This window comes from Bradyrhizobium sp. BRP22 (assembly GCF_020194175.1).
Lineage (GTDB): Bacteria > Pseudomonadota > Alphaproteobacteria > Rhizobiales > Xanthobacteraceae > Bradyrhizobium.
The window spans coordinates 173,415-194,857 of record NZ_JADYVX010000011.1 but is presented as its reverse complement, the minus strand read 5'-3'; the positions used below and the strand labels follow the sequence as shown (position 1 = coordinate 194,857).

Genomic DNA, 21,443 nt, shown 5'->3' with positions numbered 1-21,443 from the left:
GTCTTATCCGATAGATTGCCGGGTACTGGATGCCCCGCATGCGCGAGGCATGACGAGAAAGGTGGGTTTACGCTACTGCTTCCTTGGCCTTTTCGGCGCGCTTGCGATCGTTCGGATCGAGATGCTTCTTGCGCAGCCGGATCGATTTCGGCGTCACTTCGACGAGTTCGTCGTCCTCGATATAGGCCAGCGCCTTTTCCAGCGTCATCCGGATCGGAGGAGTCAGGCGCACCGCTTCGTCCTTGGACGTGGTGCGGATGTTGGTGAGCTGCTTGCCCTTCAGCACATTGATCTCGAGATCGTTGTCGCGGGTGTGCTCGCCGACGATCATGCCCTTGTAGACCTTCCAGCCCGGCTCGATCATCATCGGGCCGCGATCCTCCAGCTTGAACATGGCATAGGCGACGGCCTCGCCCTGGTCATTGGAGATCAACACGCCGTTACGGCGGCCCTGGATCTCGCCCTTGTAGGGCGCATAGCCGTGGAACAGGCGGTTCATGATCGCAGTGCCGCGGGTGTCGGTGAGCAATTCGCCCTGATAGCCGATCAGGCCGCGGGTCGGGGCGTAGAACACCAGCCGGAGCCGGTTGCCGCCGGACGGGCGCATCTCGATCATCTCGGCCTTGCGCTCGCTCATCTTCTGCACGACGACGCCGGAATGCTCCTCGTCGACGTCGATCACGACTTCCTCGATCGGCTCCAGCGCCTGGCCGGTGGCCTCGTCCTTCTTGAACACGACGCGCGGACGCGAGACCGAGAGTTCAAAACCTTCGCGGCGCATGGTTTCGATCAGGATCGCGAGCTGCAATTCGCCGCGGCCGGAGACTTCCATGGAGTCCTTGTCGGCAGCTTCGGTGACGCGCAGCGCCACGTTGCCTTCGGCCTCGCGCATCAGGCGATCGCGGATCATGCGGCTCGTCACCTTGTCGCCCTCGGTGCCGGCCAGCGGCGAGTTGTTGACGATGAAGGACATCGACACCGTCGGCGGATCGATCGGCTGCGCCGGCAATGGCGTCTCGACAATGGGATCGCAGAAGGTGTCGGCGACGGTGCCCTTGGTCAGGCCGGCAATGGCGACGATGTCGCCCGCTTCGGCTTCATCGAGCGGCGTGCGCTCGAGCCCGCGGAACGCCAGGATCTTTGTCACCCGTCCCTGCTCGATCAGTTTGCCTTCCGCATTCAGAACCTTCACCTGCTGGTTCGGCTTGAGGATGCCGGAGGAGATGCGACCGGTGATGATGCGGCCGAGATACGGGTTGGCTTCGAGGATCGTGCCGATCATGCGGAACGGCCCTTCTTCGACCTTGGGCGGCGCGACATGACGCACGATCAGGTCGAACAGCGGCTGCATGCCGGCTTCCTTCGGCCCCTCAGGGCTGTCGGCCATCCAGCCCTGCTTGGCCGAGCCGTACAGGATCGGGAAGTCGAGCTGCTCCTCGCTGGCATCGAGCGCGGCGAACAGGTCGAACACCTCGTTGATCACCTCGGTCGGCCGCGCGTCGGGACGGTCGACCTTGTTGATGACGACGATCGGCTTGAGGCCGACCTTGAGCGCCTTGGAGACCACGAACTTGGTCTGCGGCAACGGACCTTCGGCGGCGTCCACCAGCACCAGCGCGCCGTCGACCATGTTGAGGATGCGCTCGACCTCGCCGCCGAAATCGGCGTGGCCGGGGGTGTCGACGATGTTGATGCGGATGTCCTTCCACTGCACCGAGGCGGCCTTGGCCAGGATGGTGATGCCGCGCTCGCGCTCCAGGTCGTTGGAGTCCATGGCGCGTTCGGCGACCTTCTGGTTCTCGCGGAACGTGCCGGATTGCTGCAGCAGGCGATCGACCAGGGTGGTCTTGCCGTGGTCGACGTGGGCGATGATGGCGACGTTACGAAGATTCATGGCTCTGCTTTTCGGTCATGCACAGGTCTTGAGCGATCTCGCCGGGAAGCCGGGATCGATCTTTGGCAACTAGGGCCCCTCCGGGTCCGGATCACACTCAAGCCTTTGAAATCTCGCGGGGCGCGGTTCGCCTCAAAAAGCAAGCCCGGCCAAAGGGGACCGGGCAACTTCACGCGTTTGCGGCGCAATATAGTCAGAAACCGCCAAAAAACAATGCGTTGTTTGCCGGGTGTCGGTCGTTTTTCGGGCCCCGCAGCACCTTTCCGGCGCCGCCAATCCTTGGGAATCCGGTTTATCCAACCTCCTTTTCCTCGCTCGGATAAACCCCGCGCAGCACCTCCTCAAAATGGTTCTTGACCGCCTCGTTGCACATGCAGGCGCGCAGGCGCAGGCCGTCGAGGTTGCGGACCAGGATCGATCCGCGACGCGTCTCCAGCACGCGCTCCGCCTTGAAGGACTGGATCACGCGGCTGGCATAGCTGCGGCCGACGCCGAGCAGGGTGGCGAGCTGCTCGTGCGTAAGCGGCACGGCGCCGTCGCCATTGGTGCGCTCCATTGCGGAGATGATCCATTTGGCGGTGCGCTGCTCGATCGAATGGATCGCGTTGCAGGCGGTCGACTGGAAGATCTGCGCCAGCATGCAGTCGGCATAGCGCGCGAAGATGTTGCGGATCGAGGGCGATTTCACCTTGGCCGCTTCCAGCCTGCTGACTTGCAGTCGCACGAAGGGGCCGCCGAACTTGACGATGATGCGGGTGTAGGCGGGAAGATATCCCTGGCTGACGATGCCGCCGACCGCGCCCTCGCGGCCGACCAGAATGGTCTCGACATTGCGACCATCCTCGTTGGTCACGAGATAGGAAGCGAGCGCCGGGCCGCAGGGAAAATACACGGTCTCGACATCGTCCCCGGGGCTGTAGAGCAGATCGTTGGCGTTGGCCTCGGTGCGCGCAAGATGCAGGGCGATCAGCCCATAATCGGCGTCGCTCAGACGGCGCAACAGATTGTTGAAGGGCCGGTCGGCCCCGGCCAGCAGGCCGCGTTGTTGAAGCATCGGGTCTCCCCCTCATCAACGGCGACGATAATCAACCCGTTCCTCGTTTTATGTTCACAAGTGAACAGACGCCGGAACTGCGACGTGGTGGTTTCGGTGTGGGAACCGCCGGTGTGCTCGGGCGAGGCGCCGGCAGCGTGCCGATGGCCGGCTATCGCCGGCGACCAGATCAATCCTCCAAGACAGGACGTGGCACGTATATGGAACCCGCCCTCCTCGACGGCATACCCTCCGACGTGTTGATCGTCGAGGATGACCCGATCATCGCGATCGATTTCGAGGACACGATCCTCGGCTTCGGGGTGAAGACGGTGCGAACAGCGACCAGCGTGGCGAGAGCGCTTCAGTTCATCGCCCATCGCCAGCCCGATTTCGCGCTGCTGGACGTCGTGCTGGCTCGCGAAAACACCTTTGCGCTCGCCGAAAGACTCGATGCGCTGCGAATCCCCTATGTCTTCGTCACCGGCTATGGCGCCGATGTCCAGCTCCCCGCCGCGCTGGCCGACAAACCGCGCCTGATCAAGCCGTGCTCAAGCGAAGCGCTGGAAGCGGCGCTGCGAAAGCGGGTGTAGTCGCGCGGGTTGCGTTGCGCTGATCTGAACCGCGAACTCTTCCCTCATCCTGAGGAGCCGCGAAGCAGCGTCTCGAGGGATGGGCCGCGGGCCTCATGGTTCGAGACGCGCGAAGACGCGCTCCTCGCCATGAGGTCTCCCGTCGCAGCAAGCCCGGATTCCGCTTTCGCTCCATCCGGGCTACGGATTCTTTCTTACACCGGCTTCGGATCGAGCGTGGTCGACCACAGCGCGACGTCGGCGCGGTCGCGCAAGGTCACCGTCATCTGCCCGGTCGTACCATCGATCTTGACGTGGCCGAAGAACTGCATGCCCGCCGATGGCGGCAGGTTCTGCTTGTCGGCGCCGGGTGCCTTGATGAACTTCACCTCGGGTCCGAAGGTGTTGTCGAGCTCGTTGGGGCCGAAGGTGCCGGCATGCAGCGGGCCGGAGACGAATTCCCAGAACGGGTCGAATTCCTGGAACTGCGCCTTGTTCGGATTGTAGTAATGCGCGGGTAGTGCACGTCCGCCGTCAGCCAAACGGTGTTGACGATACCGGCAGTCTTGATGAAGCGCAGAATATCGGCGATCTCGAGCTCGCGGCCGCGCGGCGGGCCGTCGCCCTGCGCGATGGCCTCGGAGCCCTTGCTGTTGGTCGCATCGTCATAGACGATGAGGCTGAGCGGCATGTCGGAAGCGATCACTTTCCAGGTGGCGCGCGAGTTGAGCAATTCGCGCTTCAGCCAGGCGAGCTGGTCGGGGCCGATGAAATAGGCGTCGGGGCCGTAGCTGGTCTGCTGGTTCGCCCCGTTGGGTCCGCGATAGCTGCGTTCGTCCAGCATGAACACGTCCAGATGCGGTCCGTAGCTGAGCGTGCGATAGACGCGCCCGGGCTCGACAATGCTTTCGCGCATCGGATACATCTCATGGAAGGCGCGCGCCGCGCGCGCGGCGAGCACGTTGATGTCGCGCTCCTTGTAGGCGGCGGGAAGCTGTTTCGACAGCGACCAGTTGTTGGTGACCTCGTGGTCGTCCCACTGCACGAAGATCGGCACCTCCGCATTGAAGCCGCGCACATGCTCATCGAGCAGATTGTACTTGTGCGCGGCGCGGTATTCGTCGAGCGTCTCGGCGACCTTGGCCTTTTCGGGGATGGTGAGGTTCTTCCACAGCTTGCCGTCGGCGAGCTTCACCTCGGACGGAATCACGCCGTCGGCATAGATGGTGTCGCCGGAGTGCAGCAGGAAATCCGGCTTGTACTTGCGCATGGTGGCGAAGGTGAACATGCCGCCATCGTCGGGATTGATGCCCCAGCCCTGGCCGGCGACGTCGCCGCCCCAGACGAAGCTGACATCGCGCCGGTCGGCGGGCGCGGTGCGGAAGCGGCCGACCACGGGCTCGCCGATCACGTTGACATGGGCGAGGTCGCGGAAGCGGACGCGGTAGAAGATGTCCTGGCCCGAGGGCAGGTTCTCCAAAAGCATCTTGGCGGTGAAATCGCTTTCCGGCAGCGCCGCGATCGGCGGCAGCGCGCGCGCGTCCTTGAACGATTCGGTGGTCGCGACCTCGACCAGCATCTGCGATGGCCGGTCGGCGCGCGCCCAGACCACGCCGCCGTCGAGGCCGACATCGCCCGACTGCACGCCATGGCTGACCGCCGGCCGGTCGGCGGCGCGGGAAAGATAGGGCATGGCGATGACGCCGGCGCCTGCCGCGGCTGAAGAGAGGAATTTTCGGCGGGAAATCCTGAACGTCATTGCGAGCCTCCGTCGGTCCGGCGCCGGGATGCGCCGAAATGTCGCAACAGACCTAGAAGGATTCTATGACGAAGCGATTACGGCCTCGCCTGTCATTCCGGGGCATCGCGGAGCGATGAACCCGGAATCCATTCATCCATGTCGTTTGCGGCCCGATGGATTCCGGGCCTGCGCCTTCGGCGCATCCCGGAATGACGGGAAGCGTCGCGTATTCCGCAAGCGGGAAGCAAGCTCACTACGCGGTCCCAGCCGCGCGGAATTGCGCGGAGGCGCGCTGCAGGTTTTGCGGCATGCTGATCAACAGCAGCTTGCGGTCGGTGACCGCGTTGTGGAATTGCTCGAGCGCGATGTTGAAGGCGGTCAGCGTCCCCTGCTCGATTCCGCCATGCTCGAAACATGTCAGCGCATCGCGCAGGATGTTGTCGGCTTCCGCCTGCATCTGGTCGAGCTCTTCCATGGAATCGCTGTGGCGCGCGGCGGCGAGCATGTCGAGCAGCCGGTCGCGCTGCGACGTGTTGATGCTGCGTTCGTCCTTCTTCAGGTAACCGGCAAACCAGGCGCCGGCCGAACCCATGGCGGACGCCAGCATCAGCCCCCACCAGATGTAATCGCTGTAGCGATCGAGGAAGGTCTTCTCGTCGCCATCGACGAAAGCCGCGGCGCCGGGATGCACGGGAATCGTGGCGTCCTTGTCAGTGTCCGGCGTCTCGATCCTGGCAGCCGGCGGGAAATCGTTCTTCAGCGACTGCCGGATCGAGAAGAGCTGCCGGGTGAAGAGGGCGATGGTGGATTCGGAAATGCCCCTGCGCGCCACGATATGGTGCGAGAAGCTGATGGTCTTGACCTCGTCCTCGGGCCGGTCGGCGCCGCCGAGCGAGCCGGCGGGGATTTCCGAGGCCTCATAGGCGGGATGGTTCTGTGCGATCGCTTCGGCCGCGTCGATGGCGAGGAAGGTCGGCGTGCCGCCATCGCGATTCGAGGCGGCGATCGCATCAGTCGTGATCTTGCTATTGACCGGGCCGGCGGCGAGATAGGCGTCCGCCTTCTCCTTCTTGATCGCCTCGGCCGTCTCATTGGCGGGAAACTGGATGACCTCCACCTTGGCGGGGTCGACGCCATATTGCTGCAGGACCACCTTCAAGAGGTTGACGTTGGCAGGCGTGCGGCCGATGACACCGACGCGGTGGCCGGCAAGCTGCGCGATCTTGGTGATCTTCGGCGCGGCCTTCCCGCCCCGGGCTTTGCCCTGTGGCGGCACCCAGATGACCACGACGTTCTTGCGCAGCGTCGCCACCGCCTGCGCATTCTTGGGGACATCCAGATCGCCGCGGATGATGGCGAGATCGGCCTTGCCGTCGGCCAACGCCTCGGCACTGGCGACCGCGCCGTCGGTCTGCGTCAGACGCAGCCGGATCTGGCTGTTGCCCTGGTTGAAGGCCTGGGCCAGCGCCTGGACCATCTTGAGATCATCGCTATTGGCTGGACCGACCGCGATCCTGAGGTTCACCGGCCGCATGGCGAAGTAATAGCCGGCAGCGAGAGCGCCGACGATGGCAAGCACGCCGGCGATCATCACGAAGCTCAGCCGTCGTCGCGCCGAACGCGGCGGGGGCGAAGCTGGAGCGGCGACGAAGTCGGGCTCGGTCATCGGTCGCGCAAACAGCCCTTTGATTTCCTGATTCATCCTGCCGACGCCCCGATTGTAACAAAATCCCGGCAGCTACGAGGTTACAATCCCGTCATGGTTAGCAGCGGCGATAGGACGCGCTTTCCGCCCCGATTGCGCGCCTGGATCCCGTTGGCGGCCGGCCGTGTTAGCGTGGGGGCCAAGCGAGATGGAGATTTGCCATGGCGGAGCGGTTGTCGGCGGAGGCACGGAAATCGGCGCTGAAGGAACTATCCGGCTGGTCGGAGGTGCCGGGCCGCGAGGCGATCGCCAAGACCTTCACGTTCAGGGATTTCAACGAGGCCTTCGGCTTCATGACGCGTGTCGCGCTGGTCGCGGAGAAGCGCGACCATCACCCGGAATGGAAGAACGTCTACAAGACGGTCGAGGTGGTGCTTGCCACCCACGACGCCGGCGGGGTCACGGCGCGCGACATCGAATTGGCCAAAGCGATGGAGGCGATCGCCGCAGCATGATCTTGCGCGCGTGGGATCACTCCCTAACTTTTGCGTGAGGGATCGCAGGTCCGCTTGGCGGCCGCGGTCTGAGGGAGCGTCTTGCGATGGCATCATCCGAACACACTGTCGGTTTCGAGCCGGCCGATCGGCTGGCGCAGGACCGTGAAAGCGTGCGACGGCGTTTCTGGATCAAGCTGAAGCGGGTGATGGCGAAACTGCCTTTCGCCGAGGACCTGCTGGCGGCCTATTATTGCGCGTTCGACAAGGAGACGCCGCGCCATGTGCAGGCCTCGCTCCTTGGCGCCATCGCCTATTTCGTCCTGCCCTTCGACTTCATGCCGGACGTGATGCCGATTCTGGGCTTCACCGATGATGCCGCGATCCTGGCGACCGCGATCCGCATGGTCGCAAGCCACATCACGCCGGAGCACCGCGAAGCAGCCCGCGCCGCGCTGAAGCGCGGCGTCGAGACGGTCGAGGAGCCGCAGAGCTAACGCTTGTCGGCCGCCGGGCGCAGTTGCGCGCGGGCGCTGTTCTCCGCTTCCCATGCCTGGAACTGCTTGAACAGCGCTTCCTTCTCGGCGTCCGTCTGCAGCTTGGCTGCGGCTGGCGATTGCTTCAGGAATTCGTCGAAGCGGCTGCGTGTCACGGCCTCCACGCTGTGCTTCTCCAGCCATTGCTTGGCCGCGGGCAGCCGGTTCCAGTCGGGCAGTGGCGCGGCCAGCGAGACCTCCTTCCACTTCGGATGGAACGGCGGTTTCTGGAAGGTCGGGAATTTCGTGAAGAAGGCATCCACGAACAGCGAAAGCTTGCGCGAGCGTTCCGTGTTCGGCGCCCAATTATAGGCCGCGAGGACGGCGGGAACGGCGATGGTGTCGACCCGCTCCTGATCCGAAATCAGGTTCGGATAGTCCTTCGCAGTGAGGGTCGCCGGCAGATAGTCGTTCTGCAGCGGCTTGGCATAGTCGACGGTGACGAGGTGGAAGCGGCCGTCATTGGTGAATGTGCTGACCGACTTGTAGGGCTTGCCTCCGGTCACGATCACGGCGTCGATTTCACCGGCCTTCAATTTTTCCATCGCGATGCGCTGCTCGATGTAGACGAACTTCGCCTTCATTCCGAGCCGCTCGAACACCGTCAGCGCGGTCACGAAGGTGCCGCCATTGGGCAGGTCGACGCTGATGATGCGGCCTTCGAGATCCTTCAGGCTCTTGATCGTCTTCGGCGCGACGACATGCATCTCCTCATTGTAGAGCTTGGTCACATACGTGAACTGCCTCTTGATATCCTTCGCGAAGCCCTTCCTTTCGAGATAGTCGAGCGTGTCGGCGCGAACGATGCCGAGATCGACGCCCTGCAGGAACAGGATGTCGGCGACGCTCTGCACCGAGCCGCGCCCGACGATCGGCAGTACGCGCAACTTGTTGCCGTCGTCGAGCACGGATGCGAGGTCGGCGCCGAACTGGACGTAGGTGCCGCCGATCGTGCCCGTGATCAGCGTCACCGTATTGGCGTTCAGGCTCTGCTTGGTGGCGACCGAGCCGAACTGGAAAATGGCCTTCAGGCTGTCGCTGACCTTGGCCGGGTCATATTCGGTTTCCTCGGCCCGTGCTGCCGGGCCGCAAATCATCGTCAGGGCGAATAACGCCACTCCAAACAAGCGTCGCATGTGTTCCCCCAAACCGGTTCAGTCCTGCATTTGCGTGAGACGCTGCTGGGCATGCTGCGAGCCAAGCTCGGCCGCCCGGCGGTACCAGATCCGCGCCTGCGCCGGATCCGGCGTGATCGCGCGCGCATCCTTCGTTCCCAGCACCTGGGGATCGTAGGTCCGGGCCAGCAGCAGCGCCGCGTCGGCCTCCTGCGCATCGGCGGCGCGCTCGAGCAGCAGCCGTGCGGATGCGATATCGCCGATCGCAAGCAGGCTGTTGGCCCGCTTCATGAGCGCGCTGAGCTCGTCGGGATTGAGCCGTCTTGCTGGCGGCGATGGCGGCACGGCGGGCGTTGACGCTTGTGGTGCGGCGGACGGTGCGGGCAGAGCGGCTGATGGTGCAGGTGAAGCGACAGAGGCAGATGCTGCCGATCGCGCCACAACTAGACCGCCCTTGACCGCCTCCTGATAGGCGGCCGCTATTTGCTCGCGCGAGGGCAGATCCGACTTGCCCGGCGGTGGCGCGGCGGGCTCGCTCGCGGGTTGAGGGAGCGCCGCCATGACTGTTCGTGCCTGCACCTGCGAAGTGCCGAGCAGCCACGTCTTGGCGGTGACCATGACGTCTCGCGTGATATCGAGGGAGACCAGCACGACAGCCGCCGCTGCAGCAGCGGCGATCAGAAGACCGCTCGTGAGCAAGGAGCGGCCAAGGGACCGTTCAAGGGAACTTCGTCGGTATTTCGCGCCGCTGTCCTCGTCGAGAGGGTATGAAAGGAACAGCGGGGCGGGCTCGTCCGTGTCAGCGTCGGCATCTGCGCGATGCGACCGCAGGTAGCGATACTCCGCCAGTTCAGGGTCGTCGAAATCTCCGTCATGCGCCTGTCTCGGCGTGACGCGTGCTGAAATATCCACCATCTTGACGCTTCCCGTTACACAATACGCAACGATTGGGCATCTTTGGCTGTCTGTTAATCTTCGTTGTTCCCACTGCCCGCTATCGGGAACTTACACGCTGCGATTGAGCCTAAAAAACGGCCCTGAGCGGCGCGAATTGGGACTTATTTTGGTTCAATTGCGGCAAAAATGCCCAATTCACTGAATTAAAAATGGAGATTTTGGGAATAAGTTCCGAAGCCGGAACTGACTCGCTCAGTTGACTCACATAGGTAACCGAATCCGAGCCACTTAGGTGACTGTGCGTCGCGTCCAATAAAGTGAATTGCGGCACCTGCGCGGTATCACAACCGAGGCACAACCAAAACGTGTGTCATCTCGTCACGGATGCAGGATCACCTTGCCCATCGCCTTGCGGCCGGCGAGCACCTTCAATGCTTCCGCCGTCTGCGACAGCGGGAAGGTGCGGTCGACATGCGATGAGATCTTTCCTTCCGCGGTCCACTGCACGAGCTTCTGCAGGTTCTTGCGGTTCTTCTCGGGATTGAGCCGCGTCCATGCACCCCAGAACACGCCGCGGATGTCGCAGCCCTTGAGCAGCGCGAGATTGAGCGGCATCTTCGGAATGTCGCCAGCGGCAAAGCCGATGACGAGAAAACGCCCTTCCCAGGCGATGGCGCGCAGCGCGGCCTCGGCGTAGGTGCCGCCCACGGGATCGAAGATGATGTCGACGCCCTTGCCGCCGGTCAGCGCCTTCAGGCCTTCCTTCAGATCTTCCTTGGCGTAGTTGAGCGTGAGTTCGGCGCCGTGCTGCCTGGCGAATTCAAGCTTCTCGTCCGACGAAGCGCAGGCGATCACCTTCAGTCCCATCAACCTGCCGAGCTCACAGGCCGCCAGTCCCGTGCCGCCGGCGGCGCCGAGCACGGCAAGCGTCTCGCCCGGCTTCGGGCTCGCGCGATCTTCCAGCGCGTGCAGCGCGGTGCCGTAAATGATGATGATCCCGGCCGCGCGGTCGAAATCGAGATTGTCGGGAATCTTCACGATCGAGTTCGCCGGCAGCGCGATCTTCTCCCGCGCGCCGTTGTGGCCGCAGGAGGCGACCACGCGATCGCCGGCCTTGAGATCGGTCACGCCAGCGCCGACGCTCTCGATCACGCCGGCGACTTCCGCCGCCGGCGAGAACGGGAACGGCGGCTTGATCTGGTATTTGCCCTGGATCATCAGGATGTCGAAGAAGTTCAGCGCCGCGGCCTTGATCGCGATCACCGCTTCTCCGGGGCCGGCCACGGGATCGGGTACGTCAGCCAGTACGAGATCGTCGGGTTGGCAGTATTCCCTGCAGAGAATGGCTTTCATGGACACACCTGATTTTCGGACGCAGAAAGGTTGTCTGCTTCATGCCGGATTTGAAGCCGGGCGACAATACAATGCGGAGGGATCAAACAATGTTTGAAAAGAACCTGCTGGCACAGAAGCGCATCCTCGTCACCGGCGGCGGCTCCGGGCTTGGTGCGGCGATGGCGCGGCGCTTCGCCGAGCTCGGCGCCGAACTTGTGATCTGTGGCCGCAGGACGGAATTACTGGAACAGACGGCGGCGAGATTGCGCAGCGAACTCGGCGCCGAGGTGGCGACGATCACATGCGACATCCGCGACGGCGCCGCCGTGGATGCGATGATGGACACGATCTGGCGCGAGGCGCCGATCGACGTGCTCGTCAACAACGCGGCGGCGACGTTCATCGCGCAGACCGAGCATCTGTCATTCCGTGCCGCGGACGCGATCCTGGCGCCGACGCTGCACGGCACGATGTATTGCACGCTCGCCGCGGGCAGGCGCTGGATCGAGGGCAGGCACAACGGCGTCATCCTCTCGATCCTCTCGACCTCGACGATCACCGGGCGCGCCTTCACCGTGCCATCGGCGATGGCGAAGTCGGCGGTGCTCGCGATGACCAAGAGCCTTGCGGTGGAATGGGGGCCGAAGGGCATCCGCACCGTCGCGATCGCGCCGGGCGCATTCCCGACGCCGGGCGCAACCGGTCAGCTCCGCCCTGAGGGGCGCAAGGAGGACTGGGCACATCGCAACCCGCTCGGCCGTCCGGGCGAGCACGGCGAACTCGCCGACCTCGCGAGTTTCCTGATCTCCGATCAGGCCGGTTACATCAATGGCGAGATGGTGGTGCAGGACGGCGGCGCGCATTTGCGCAGTTCCGGGGCCGAGGACCTCCTGCAATGGACCGACGCGCAGTGGGAACAGCAGCGCGCCTCCCACGCCAGAGGTTGATGCGGCGGAACCGCGCGGCATTCCTCTAACTACCTTCCCAAAAAGGCCTTTTCCGGCTATTGCATCGCGCCGGGTCCGATGCCGGTTGGGCCATCTTCCAGTCACAATATTAGGGGAACCAGTTGTCCGTGCGGCAAATACTGACATCTCTGGTTGCAAGCGTCCTGCTTTGCGGGGCGACCTCCTTTGCCCTGGCGCAGAGCGGTTCCCCCAAAGCGGCCACCAAGGGCGCGGCGAAATCTGCGCCCCCGGCTAAACAGGAGGCTGCCGCTGCGGCTGCTGCCGGCGGCGCCGAACCGACGCTGATCGGGCAGTACGGCACCTGGGGCGCCTACACGGCGAGCCCGAACGGCAAGAAGGTGTGTTTCGCATTGGCAAAACCGTCGTCGTCGAAGACCAATCCGCCAAATCGCCCGCGTGATCCGGCCTACGCCTTCGTCTCGACCCGTCCGGCGGAAAAGGTCGTCAACGAAGTCTCGATCATGATCGGCTACACGCTGAAGCAGGGCTCGGAATCGACGCTCGAAGTCGGCGGCGGGTCGTATGCGATGTACACCCAGGGCGACGGGCTCTGGATCAAGAACGCCGCGGAAGAAGAGCGCATGGTCGAAGCCATGCGCAAGGCTGCCGACCTCACCGTGAAAGGCGTCTCGGCCAAAGGCACGGAAACGACCGACACGTTCTCGCTGAAGGGCCTGTCGCAGGCGCTCGACCGGCTGGCGCAGGACTGCAGGCGCTAATTCAGCTCGAGATCCGCGCATTTCCTGCCTTTCCAGCGCCTGCTGGAAGGCCTATTTGATGTTCCATGACCGACATCCTCACCAGCCAGGGCGATCGCGCGAGCGCGGCGCTCGTGGAAAAAGTTCCGCTCGAGACCTATGTGCCGCCGGCCAAGCCGTCGCTGATCGGGTTGTCGCGTGCGGAGATCGCCGAGCGTCTCGGCGAGATCGGCGTTTCGGCCGCGCAGCGCAAGATGCGCACCCAGCAGCTCTGGCACTGGATCTATTTCCGCGGCGCCAGGAGCTTCGCCGAGATGACCAATGTCTCGAAGGAGATGCGCAGGGAGCTGGAGAAGCATTTCACCGTCGACCGGCCCGAAGTGGTCGCCGAGCAGATCTCCAATGACGGCACCCGCAAATGGCTGTTGCGGCTGCCGAGCGGCAACGATCTCGAGAAGCCGCATGAGGTCGAGTGCGTCTATATCCCCGAGACCGATCGCGGCACGCTCTGCGTTTCCTCGCAGGTCGGCTGCACGCTGAATTGCGCCTTCTGCCACACCGGCACGCAGCGTCTGGTGCGCAATCTGACCGCCGGCGAGATCGTCGGCCAGGTGATGGTGGCGCGCGATCGCCTGAATGATTGGGCCGACCGCGAGAACGGCAGCCGCCTCGTCACCAACGTCGTGATGATGGGCATGGGCGAGCCGCTCTATAATTTCGACGCGGTGCGCGATGCGCTGCTGATCGTTGCGGATAATGAAGGCATCGGCATCTCCCGCCGCCGCATCACGCTGTCGACCTCGGGCGTGGTGCCGAACATCATCCGCACCGGCGAGGAGATCGGCGTCATGCTCGCGATCTCGCTGCATGCCGTGCGCGACGAATTGCGCAACGAGCTGGTGCCGCTCAATCGCAAGTATCCGATCGCTGAACTGTTGCAGGCCTGCCGCGACTATCCCGGCGCTTCCAACGCGCGGCGCATCACGTTCGAATATGTAATGCTGAAGGGCGTCAACGATTCCCTCGATGACGCCAAGCTGCTCGTGAAGCTGCTCAAGGGCATTCCGGCCAAGATCAATCTGATCCCGTTCAATCCCTGGCCGGGCACGCGTTACGAGTGCTCGGACTGGGAGCAGATCGAGAAATTCTCCGAATATATCTTCAATGCCGGCTATTCATCGCCGGTGCGCACCCCGCGCGGCCGCGACATCCTCGCCGCGTGCGGGCAGTTGAAATCGGAGACCGAAAAACTCTCCGCCCGCGAGCGTCAGGCGCTGCGCGCCATGGCGATGACAGATTGAAATGGCCGGTACGCTGAAGCTCGTCGTGGCCGGGGGCGCGGTCTGACGGTGGAATGAAGCCATGGCACTGATCGGCCGCGTCTTCCTGATCCTGTTCGCTTTCCTCGCGTCCTGCCTGGTGGCGGGAATGATCATCGTCGTTGCCGTGCTTTATCCCGAGTTCAGCGATATCGGCACCGGCCAGATCGATCAGAACGCCATCAACATCGTGCTCGGCTTCGGCTTCATCTTCATTTCCGGATTCGCGCTGCTGCCGGCGCTGATCGTGGTGCTGATCACGGAAGCCTTCAATGTCCGGAGCGCTCTGACCTATGCGATTGGCGGCGCGATCGTCGGCGCCGCCTGCTATCTCGGCCTGGTGCCGTTCGACCCCGATACGTTCCAGTTCCAGGGCATCGTGCACCGGCATCTCGAGATCATGACCGGTGCCGGCATCGTCGCAGGTCTCGTGTATTGGCTGATCGCCGGCCGCACCGCCGGCGCCTGGCGCGAACCGTCGCGCAAACTGTCGCCGCCTCCGCCGCTCCCGTCGCAGTCCCGGCCCGAGCCGTGAGACTTGTCCCTGTCATTCCGGGGCGGCTCAAAGAGCCGAACCCGGAATCTCGAGATTCCGGGTTCGATGCTTCGCATCGCCCCGGAATGACGACGGCAAAGGGTTTTCATGATGTGCCGCCTCGGCTAAACCGCACGCCATGAATCGCACCGGACTTTTCATCGCGCTGGGGCTTACGGTCGTGATCGGGCTGTTGTTCGGGATCTTTCCCGAGCTCGACCTGAAACTCGCCGCGCTGTTCTACGACGCCGCGCAAAAAACCTTCCCGCTGAAGCTGAGCGCGGTTGCATCGTTTGCGCGCGATGCGGCGATGTGGATCGCATGGGGTTTCGCGTTGCCTGCGATCGCCGCATTCGTCGTCAAACTGTTCCGACCCGACCGGCCGATGCTGATCTCCGGTCGCGCCGCGACATTCCTCCTGGTGACCATGCTGCTCGCCGCCGGCATCCTCACCAACCTCACCTTCAAGACCTATTGGGGCCGGCCGCGGCCGGTGGTGGTGACCGAGTTCGCCGGCGACAAGGGCTTCGTGCCGTGGTGGGATCCACGTGGCACCTGCGTGCGCAACTGCTCGTTCTTCTCCGGCGAAGGCGCGACCGCGTTCTGGACCTATGCGCCGGCAGCGCTGGCGCCGCCGCAATGGCGCGCGCTGGCGTTTGGGGCGGCGACGGTGTTCGGCATCGCCACCAGCGCGCTGCGGATGGCCTTTGGCGGGCACTTCTTCACCGATGTCGCGATTGCCGGCATCGTCACCTACCTGGTGATCTGGCTCGCTTATGCCCTGATCTACCGCTGGCCGTCGACGCGGCTGACGGATGCGCAGGTCGACGCCGCGCTGACGCGCTTTGCGCGGCGGTGGCGTCGGCGCGAAATCGACCCAAGGCCGTCGGTGTGAGCCGCTTCACGGGGCCGGCCGCCATTAAACGCGTGCCCACCGGCGCGAAATTTGATATTCGCGCCACTTAACAGCAAACGACTTTCCGACCGATTGGACGCTCCATGAGTACGATCTTGAAAAGCCTGCCCAAGGGCGAAAAAGTCGGCATCGCTTTCTCGGGCGGTCTCGACACCAGCGCAGCGCTGCTGTGGATGAAGCAAAAGGGCGCCCGGGTCTTTGCCTATACGGCCAATCTCGGCCAACCCGACGAGGCCGACTACAACGAGATTCCGCGCAAGGCCATGGAGTTCGGCGCCGAGAAGGCCCGGCTGGTGGATTGCCGGACGCAATTGGTCCACGAGGGGATTGCCGCCATCCAATCCGGCGCCTTCCACATCTCGACCGGCGGCACCACCTATTTCAACACCACGCCGCTCGGTCGCGCCGTGACTGGCACCATGCTGGTCTCGGCCATGAGGGAGGACGGCGTCAACATCTGGGGCGATGGCTCCACCTTCAAGGGCAACGATATCGAGCGGTTCTATCGCTATGGCCTGCTGACCAATCCGAACCTGAAGATCTACAAGCCCTGGCTCGACCAGCAGTTCATCGACGAGCTCGGCGGCCGCGCGGAGATGTCGGCGTTCATGACCGCGCAAGGGTTCGCCTACAAGATGAGCGCCGAGAAGGCGTATTCGACCGACAGCAACATCCTCGGCGCAACCCACGAGGCCAAGGATCTCGAGAGCCTGAACAGCGGCATCAAGATCGTCAATCCGATCATGGGCGTGCCGTTCTGGCGCGACGACTGTGTCGTCAGGTCCGAACAGGTCACCGTGCGCTTCGAGGAAGGCCAGCCGGTCACGCTGAACGGACAGACGTTCCCCGATCACGTCGCTTTGTTCCTCGAGGCCAACGCCATCGGCGGGCGACATGGTCTTGGCATGAGCGACCAGATCGAGAACCGGATCATCGAGGCCAAGAGCCGCGGCATCTATGAGGCGCCCGGCATGGCGCTGCTGCACATCGCCTACGAGCGCCTGATCACCGGCATCCACAACGAGGACACCATCGAGCAATACAGGATCAGCGGCCTGCGGCTCGGCCGGCTGCTCTACCAGGGGCGGTGGTTCGATTCCCAGGCCCTGATGTTGCGCGAAACTGCGCGCTGGGTGGCCCGCGCAATCACCGGCGAGGTGACGCTCGAGCTGCGCCGCGGCAACGACTATTCGATCCTGAACACCGACAGCCCGAACCTGACCTATCAGCCGGAGCGGCTGAGCATGGAGAAGGTCGAGGATGCCGCGTTCACGCCGGCGGACCGTATCGGCCAGTTGACGATGCGCAACCTCGACATCGCCGATACCCGAACCAAGCTCGATCTCTACGCCGAGACAGGCATGCTGTCGCTTGGGGAAGGTTCCAACATCCTCAGACTGGATAGCGACAAGGGCTGAACGTCCGCCTATCCGGGCCACGAGCTGGCGCTCGGGCTCGACCTGTAACGGAGGCGTCACCAGGTACGGCTAGTCTTGTCTCCTGCGCGATCGTGGTGTTTGCAGCCATTCGGCGCGCCATGAACAATCGTGGGACCAGATCATGCTCAAGCCATTTGCCGGTGCCGCTCTCATCGTCCTGCTGTCCGGATCGTCCACGGTCGCCCAGACGATCTATCCGATCGATCGCGCCGACATCCTCGCCGGCGCGCATTTCGACTTCAAGGTCGAGTTTCGCGATCGCGTTGATCCGGCGAACGTGAAAGTTACGGTTGATGGCACGGACTATTCCGCGGCGTTCGGTCAGCCCGGCACCTTCGTGGACCGCGAAGACGGCAAGGAGCAGTCGGCCCTGATCGTCCGCGACGTCGCACTGACGAAGCCTGGAAGCGTCAAGGTGGAGGTCGGCGACGGCACGCGCAGCCGCAGCGTCGTATGGTCGGTTTACGATACCGGCCCGCGCAAGGCGAAGAACGTGATCCTGTTCATCGGCGACGGATTGTCGCCGGCCCATCGGGTTGCCGCGCGCATCCTCTCCAAGGGGATTGCGGAAGGCAAAAGCCTCGGCAAGCTTACGATCGACGACATGCCGCATATGGCGATGGTCGCAACCGCGGGCTCCGATTCGATCATCACTGATTCGGCGAACGCGGCCAGCGCCTACGCTACCGGCCACAAGGCCGCCGTCAACGCGATGGGCGTCTACGCCGATCGCACCATAAGCCCATTCGATGATCCGAAGGTCGAAACCATTGCAAGCCTCGCGAAGCGGCGGCTCGGCCTGGGCGTCGGGATCGTCACCAATACCGAAGTCGAGGATGCCACGCCGGCGGCCATGGTCGCGCATACCCGCCGCCGCGCCGCCTATGACGAGATCGTCGAGCAGCTCTTCGCCGCCAGGCCCGACGTCCTGATGGGCGGCGGCAGCGCCAATTTCCTGCCGCAAGCCGCGGCCGGGAAGCGCAAGGACGAGATCGATTATGTCGCCCGCTTTCGCGATGCGAACTATCAGGTGGTGACGACGAAGTCCGAGCTTGATGCAGCGTCTGCAAGACCCGACACGGCCAAACTGCTGGGACTGTTCGCGTCAGGCAATATGGACGGCGCCTTGGACCGCAAATTCCTCAAAGGCGGCAGCGTCGGCAAGTTTCCGGACCAGCCCGACCTGACCGAGCAGGTCCAAGCCGCGTTGAAACTGCTCTCGAAGAACGAGGCCGGCTTCTTCCTGATGGTGGAATCAGGCTTGATTGACAAATACGCGCATCTGCTGGACATGGAGCGCGCGGTCTACGACACGATCATGCTCGACAATGTCGTACGCCTCGCGCGCGACTGGTCACAGGCTCGCGGCGATGACACGCTGATCCTGGTGCTGGCCGACCATAACCACCCCAACAGTCTTGTCGGCACCATCAATGACGACATGAGCAAGACGCCCAATGTGCCGTTCCGCGAACGCGTCGGCGTCTATGACAAAGCGGGCTTCCCGAATTATCCGGCCGCCGATGCCGAAGGCTACCCGTCGCGGGTGGATGTCAGCCGGCGGCTCGCGATTTTCTCGGCCAGCCTGCCGGACCATTACGAGACCTTCCGTCCGAAGCTCGACAACCCGAACGATCCGACCGCGAAGGGCGATGAGCCGGGCACCTTCAAGGCCAATGACAAATACAAGGACGTTCCGGGCGCTGTGCTGCGTCCCGGCAATCTGCCGGCGATGATTGGCGCCAGCGTGCATTCGGGAGAGGACGTCATCCTGACCGCCACCGGTCCAGGCAGCGAACGCGTTCACGGCTCGATGGACAACACGGAGGTCTTCCGTGTCATCGTCGATGCGCTGGGGCTTGCGGCACCGGCACCATAGCTCGGGCCGCTCGCCCTGCAATTCCCGGCCTCGCAGCCTCGGGCAGCAGCTCCGTTTCGATCACGCATCGGTCGCGACAATATGAGGCACCAGCAACGCCCGACCAAAGCCAGCATTGGCCGACCTACCGGTGACCGCTTTTCATCACGGAGGTATAAATGGCCAAATATCGACACGATTTGCCGCAGCGGCGGGGCGGCATCTTTCTGACCGATGGCGGCATGGAAACGACGCTGATCTTCCATCACGGCCTCGATCTGCCGCACTTTGCCGCTTTCGTTCTGCTCGACAGCGAGGAAGGCCGTCAGCACCTCAAGCGCTATTACGAGTCCTATCTTGCGATCGCGCGCGAGAAGGGCATCGGTTTCGTGCTCGACAGTCCGACCTGGCGGGCCAATCCGGATTGGGGCGCCAAGCTCGGCTACGATGCGGACAAGCTGAAATCGGTCAACATCCGCTCGATCGAATTTCTGAACGCGCTGCGGAGCGGCTGGGAGCAGCCGAACATGCCCTGCGTGATCTCCGGCGCGATCGGTCCGCGCGGCGACGGTTACAAGGCCGGCAACATGGATGCGTCAGAGGCGCAGGCCTATCACGCGCCACAGATCGCCGCTTTCGCGGAAGCCGGCGCCGACATGGTGACGGCGTTCACGCTGACCGGGATCAATGAAGCGGTCGGCATCGTCCGCGCCGCGAAGGCGCGGAACATTCCTGTCGCGATCGCCTTCACCGTCGAAACCGATGGCCGCCTGGTGATGGGTGAAACGTTGCGTGACGCGGTCGAGACCGTCGATCGCGCCACGCAAAATGGCCCGGAATATTTCCTGATCAACTGCGCCCATCCGACTCATTTCGAAGGCGCGTTGAAGGCGGACGAAACATGGGCCACGCGGATCCATGGCGTCAGGGCCAATGCATCGGTCAAGAGCCATCAGGAGCTCGACGAATCCGAGACGCTCGATGCCGGCGATCCGGTCGATCTCGGCCGCCGCTACGTCGAGCTGCGGCGGTCATTTCCCGGCATGCGGATTCTGGGCGGCTGCTGCGGCACTGATCATCGTCATGTCGCCGCGATCTGCGAGGCGTGCACGTAGCTGAATGCACTGAGCACTTGCCCAATCGTCATTGCGAGGAGCGAAGCAACGAAGCAATCCATGCCTCCGCAAGCGGCGAGATGGATTGCTTCGCTTCGCTCGCAATGACGGGTTCGTAGGATGGGCAGAGCGAAGCGAAACCCATCAAAAGTCTGAGGCGAGTTTGTCGTAGTAGTCGAAACAAAAATGGCCGGGATCGCTCCCGGCCATTTGTTCGAAAACGCTCGCCTCAACGCGGCGCGGCGGCCGCTGGCAGTGAGGCGGTGCCGCCGTTGAGCAGCGGGGTGATGCGGCGGATGGTGACGCGCCGGTTGATGCGGCTCGGTCCGTCCGTCTGCTCCTTCAGGTTCTGCTCGCCGTAACCCTGCGAGGTCAGGTTTTCCGCGGGGACCTGGAACTGCTGGGTCAACAGCTCTGCCGTCGATTCGGCGCGGCGGTCCGAGAGCGAGAGATTGTCCACCTCGTTGCCGACAGCGTCGGTGTGGCCCTCGATCAGGAACACTTCCTGCGGATTGCGCTGGAGCGCGCGGTTCAGGCCGTCGGCGATCACCTGCAGCTTCGCCGCTTGATCCTGGGAAATCTCCCACGATCCCGTGTCGAAGTTGATGGTGTTGACGTCGATGCTCGGCATCAGCATGCGAACGTTCGGGCTGTAGCGGATTTCGTCCAGCGAATAGCGACGTTCGATGCGGTCGACCGGCGGCGCCACCATGGTCTCGTAGATCACGTCCGGCGACGCCTCTTCGGCATCGACGATGTAGCGGTTGTAGGGGATGCGCACCACCGGCGGCGGCATGTCGACGTAGAAGCCGCCGACCGCGCCCGGGTCGCGATAGCTGTTGTCGATGATGACCATCTCGCGGCCGCGCGGGTCGCGCCTGATCCGGCGCAGCAATTGGCCGTCGCGTCCCACCACCGTGACGATCTGCGAGCCGTCCGGACGAACCACGACGGTGCGGGTGTCGCCGCCGACCATCTGGGTCTGGACGTCGCGCGCGCCATAGCGAAAGCGATCGATCTCGCTGTGGCGGACATAGGCCTGTCCGCTCGGGTCGCGGATGATCATCCGGCCCGGCTCGGTGATGACGGTGCGGCCGCCCTCCTGGATCTCGCGTCGCTCGGCGCGGAAGTCCTCGATGCGTCGCGGCCCGATCGCCACGCCTTCGCGGGAAAACTTGGTGCCGAAATCGGCCGGGGGCGGCGGCAATGGCGCGGTGACCTGCGGCGCCCGACGGAACGCCGGGGCCACCGTGGGTGGCGCACTCTGCGCCTGTCCGGGCGGTGGTGCGGCAGCGGGCGTCCCGGGCACGGCAGTGGGAGCTGCGGGCGCCGC

At 63.8% G+C, this 21,443-nt stretch carries 18 protein-coding genes and 1 pseudogene; 11 read left to right on the top strand and 8 right to left on the bottom strand.

Annotated elements, in window-relative coordinates:
• Positions 1 to 67 precede the first annotated feature (67 nt).
• Together typA and I6F35_RS17165 are read right to left on the bottom strand one after the other, a co-directional pair.
• Positions 68 to 1,894, bottom strand: coding sequence for a translational GTPase TypA (gene typA / locus I6F35_RS17170; RefSeq protein ID WP_225118863.1), 1,827 nt, complete (start codon positions 1,892 to 1,894; stop codon positions 68 to 70).
• A gap of 292 nt (positions 1,895 to 2,186) precedes the next feature.
• A complete protein-coding gene (locus tag I6F35_RS17165) occupies positions 2,187 to 2,948 on the bottom strand; it encodes a Crp/Fnr family transcriptional regulator (protein WP_225118862.1) in 762 nt (253 codons plus the stop codon).
• A 200-nt stretch (positions 2,949 to 3,148) separates the two neighbouring features.
• Between I6F35_RS17165 and I6F35_RS17160 the strand changes: the two genes are divergently transcribed.
• Positions 3,149 to 3,520 (top strand): response regulator, encoded by a 372-nt coding sequence (locus I6F35_RS17160; protein WP_225118861.1) that lies wholly within the window; start codon positions 3,149 to 3,151, stop codon positions 3,518 to 3,520.
• A 194-nt stretch (positions 3,521 to 3,714) separates the two neighbouring features.
• On the opposite strand, the pseudogene I6F35_RS17155 reads toward I6F35_RS17160, so the two are convergent.
• Positions 3,715 to 5,258: pseudogene (locus I6F35_RS17155) on the bottom strand (alkaline phosphatase D family protein).
• A 235-nt stretch (positions 5,259 to 5,493) separates the two neighbouring features.
• On the bottom strand, positions 5,494 to 6,942 hold the full coding sequence (locus I6F35_RS17150; protein WP_225118860.1) for a TAXI family TRAP transporter solute-binding subunit: 1,449 nt from the start codon (positions 6,940 to 6,942) through the stop codon (positions 5,494 to 5,496).
• A 164-nt stretch (positions 6,943 to 7,106) separates the two neighbouring features.
• Between I6F35_RS17150 and I6F35_RS17145 the strand changes: the two genes are divergently transcribed.
• Positions 7,107 to 7,400 (top strand): 4a-hydroxytetrahydrobiopterin dehydratase, encoded by a 294-nt coding sequence (locus I6F35_RS17145; RefSeq protein ID WP_225118859.1) that lies wholly within the window; start codon positions 7,107 to 7,109, stop codon positions 7,398 to 7,400.
• A gap of 86 nt (positions 7,401 to 7,486) precedes the next feature.
• Entirely contained in the window at positions 7,487 to 7,876 is a 390-nt protein-coding gene (locus tag I6F35_RS17140) for a YkvA family protein (protein WP_225118858.1), read from the top strand.
• Here the strand turns inward: I6F35_RS17140 and I6F35_RS17135 are convergent.
• From I6F35_RS17135 to I6F35_RS17125, 3 genes are all read right to left on the bottom strand, one after another.
• On the bottom strand, positions 7,873 to 9,051 hold the full coding sequence (locus I6F35_RS17135; protein ID WP_225118857.1) for a TAXI family TRAP transporter solute-binding subunit: 1,179 nt from the start codon (positions 9,049 to 9,051) through the stop codon (positions 7,873 to 7,875). The genes I6F35_RS17140 and I6F35_RS17135 overlap by 4 nt on opposite strands.
• Positions 9,052 to 9,069: 18 nt before the next feature.
• Complete coding sequence (locus I6F35_RS17130) at positions 9,070 to 9,945, bottom strand: hypothetical protein (protein WP_225118856.1); 876 nt, start codon at positions 9,943 to 9,945, stop codon at positions 9,070 to 9,072.
• Between the two features lie 360 nt (positions 9,946 to 10,305).
• Entirely contained in the window at positions 10,306 to 11,280 is a 975-nt protein-coding gene (locus tag I6F35_RS17125; protein WP_225118855.1) for an NADPH:quinone oxidoreductase family protein, read from the bottom strand.
• Between the two features lie 89 nt (positions 11,281 to 11,369).
• On the opposite strand from I6F35_RS17125, the gene I6F35_RS17120 reads away from it, so the two are divergent.
• From I6F35_RS17120 to I6F35_RS17085, 8 genes are all read left to right on the top strand, one after another.
• Positions 11,370 to 12,209 (top strand): SDR family oxidoreductase, encoded by an 840-nt coding sequence (locus I6F35_RS17120; RefSeq protein WP_225118854.1) that lies wholly within the window; start codon positions 11,370 to 11,372, stop codon positions 12,207 to 12,209.
• A gap of 122 nt (positions 12,210 to 12,331) precedes the next feature.
• Positions 12,332 to 12,949, top strand: a complete 618-nt coding sequence (locus I6F35_RS17115) for an invasion associated locus B family protein (protein ID WP_225118853.1) — start codon at positions 12,332 to 12,334, stop codon at positions 12,947 to 12,949.
• A gap of 65 nt (positions 12,950 to 13,014) precedes the next feature.
• Positions 13,015 to 14,229, top strand: a complete 1,215-nt coding sequence (gene rlmN, locus I6F35_RS17110; RefSeq protein ID WP_225118852.1) for a 23S rRNA (adenine(2503)-C(2))-methyltransferase RlmN — start codon at positions 13,015 to 13,017, stop codon at positions 14,227 to 14,229.
• A gap of 61 nt (positions 14,230 to 14,290) precedes the next feature.
• Positions 14,291 to 14,782 (top strand): hypothetical protein, encoded by a 492-nt coding sequence (locus tag I6F35_RS17105; protein ID WP_225118851.1) that lies wholly within the window; start codon positions 14,291 to 14,293, stop codon positions 14,780 to 14,782.
• A gap of 139 nt (positions 14,783 to 14,921) precedes the next feature.
• Positions 14,922 to 15,677: a phosphatase PAP2 family protein gene (locus I6F35_RS17100; RefSeq protein ID WP_225118850.1), complete on the top strand. Its 756-nt coding sequence runs from the start codon at positions 14,922 to 14,924 to the stop codon at positions 15,675 to 15,677.
• Positions 15,678 to 15,781: 104 nt separating this feature from the next.
• Positions 15,782 to 17,116, top strand: a complete 1,335-nt coding sequence (gene argG, locus I6F35_RS17095) for an argininosuccinate synthase (protein ID WP_225118849.1) — start codon at positions 15,782 to 15,784, stop codon at positions 17,114 to 17,116.
• Between the two features lie 142 nt (positions 17,117 to 17,258).
• Positions 17,259 to 19,016 (top strand): alkaline phosphatase, encoded by a 1,758-nt coding sequence (locus I6F35_RS17090; RefSeq protein ID WP_225118848.1) that lies wholly within the window; start codon positions 17,259 to 17,261, stop codon positions 19,014 to 19,016.
• 158 nt (positions 19,017 to 19,174) lie between these two features.
• Entirely contained in the window at positions 19,175 to 20,110 is a 936-nt protein-coding gene (locus I6F35_RS17085; protein WP_225118847.1) for a homocysteine S-methyltransferase family protein, read from the top strand.
• 229 nt (positions 20,111 to 20,339) lie between these two features.
• On the opposite strand, the gene I6F35_RS40510 is transcribed toward I6F35_RS17085, so the two are convergent.
• On the bottom strand, positions 20,340 to 21,419 hold the full coding sequence (locus I6F35_RS40510) for an OmpA family protein (protein ID WP_346283173.1): 1,080 nt from the start codon (positions 21,417 to 21,419) through the stop codon (positions 20,340 to 20,342).
• Positions 21,420 to 21,443 lie beyond the last annotated feature (24 nt).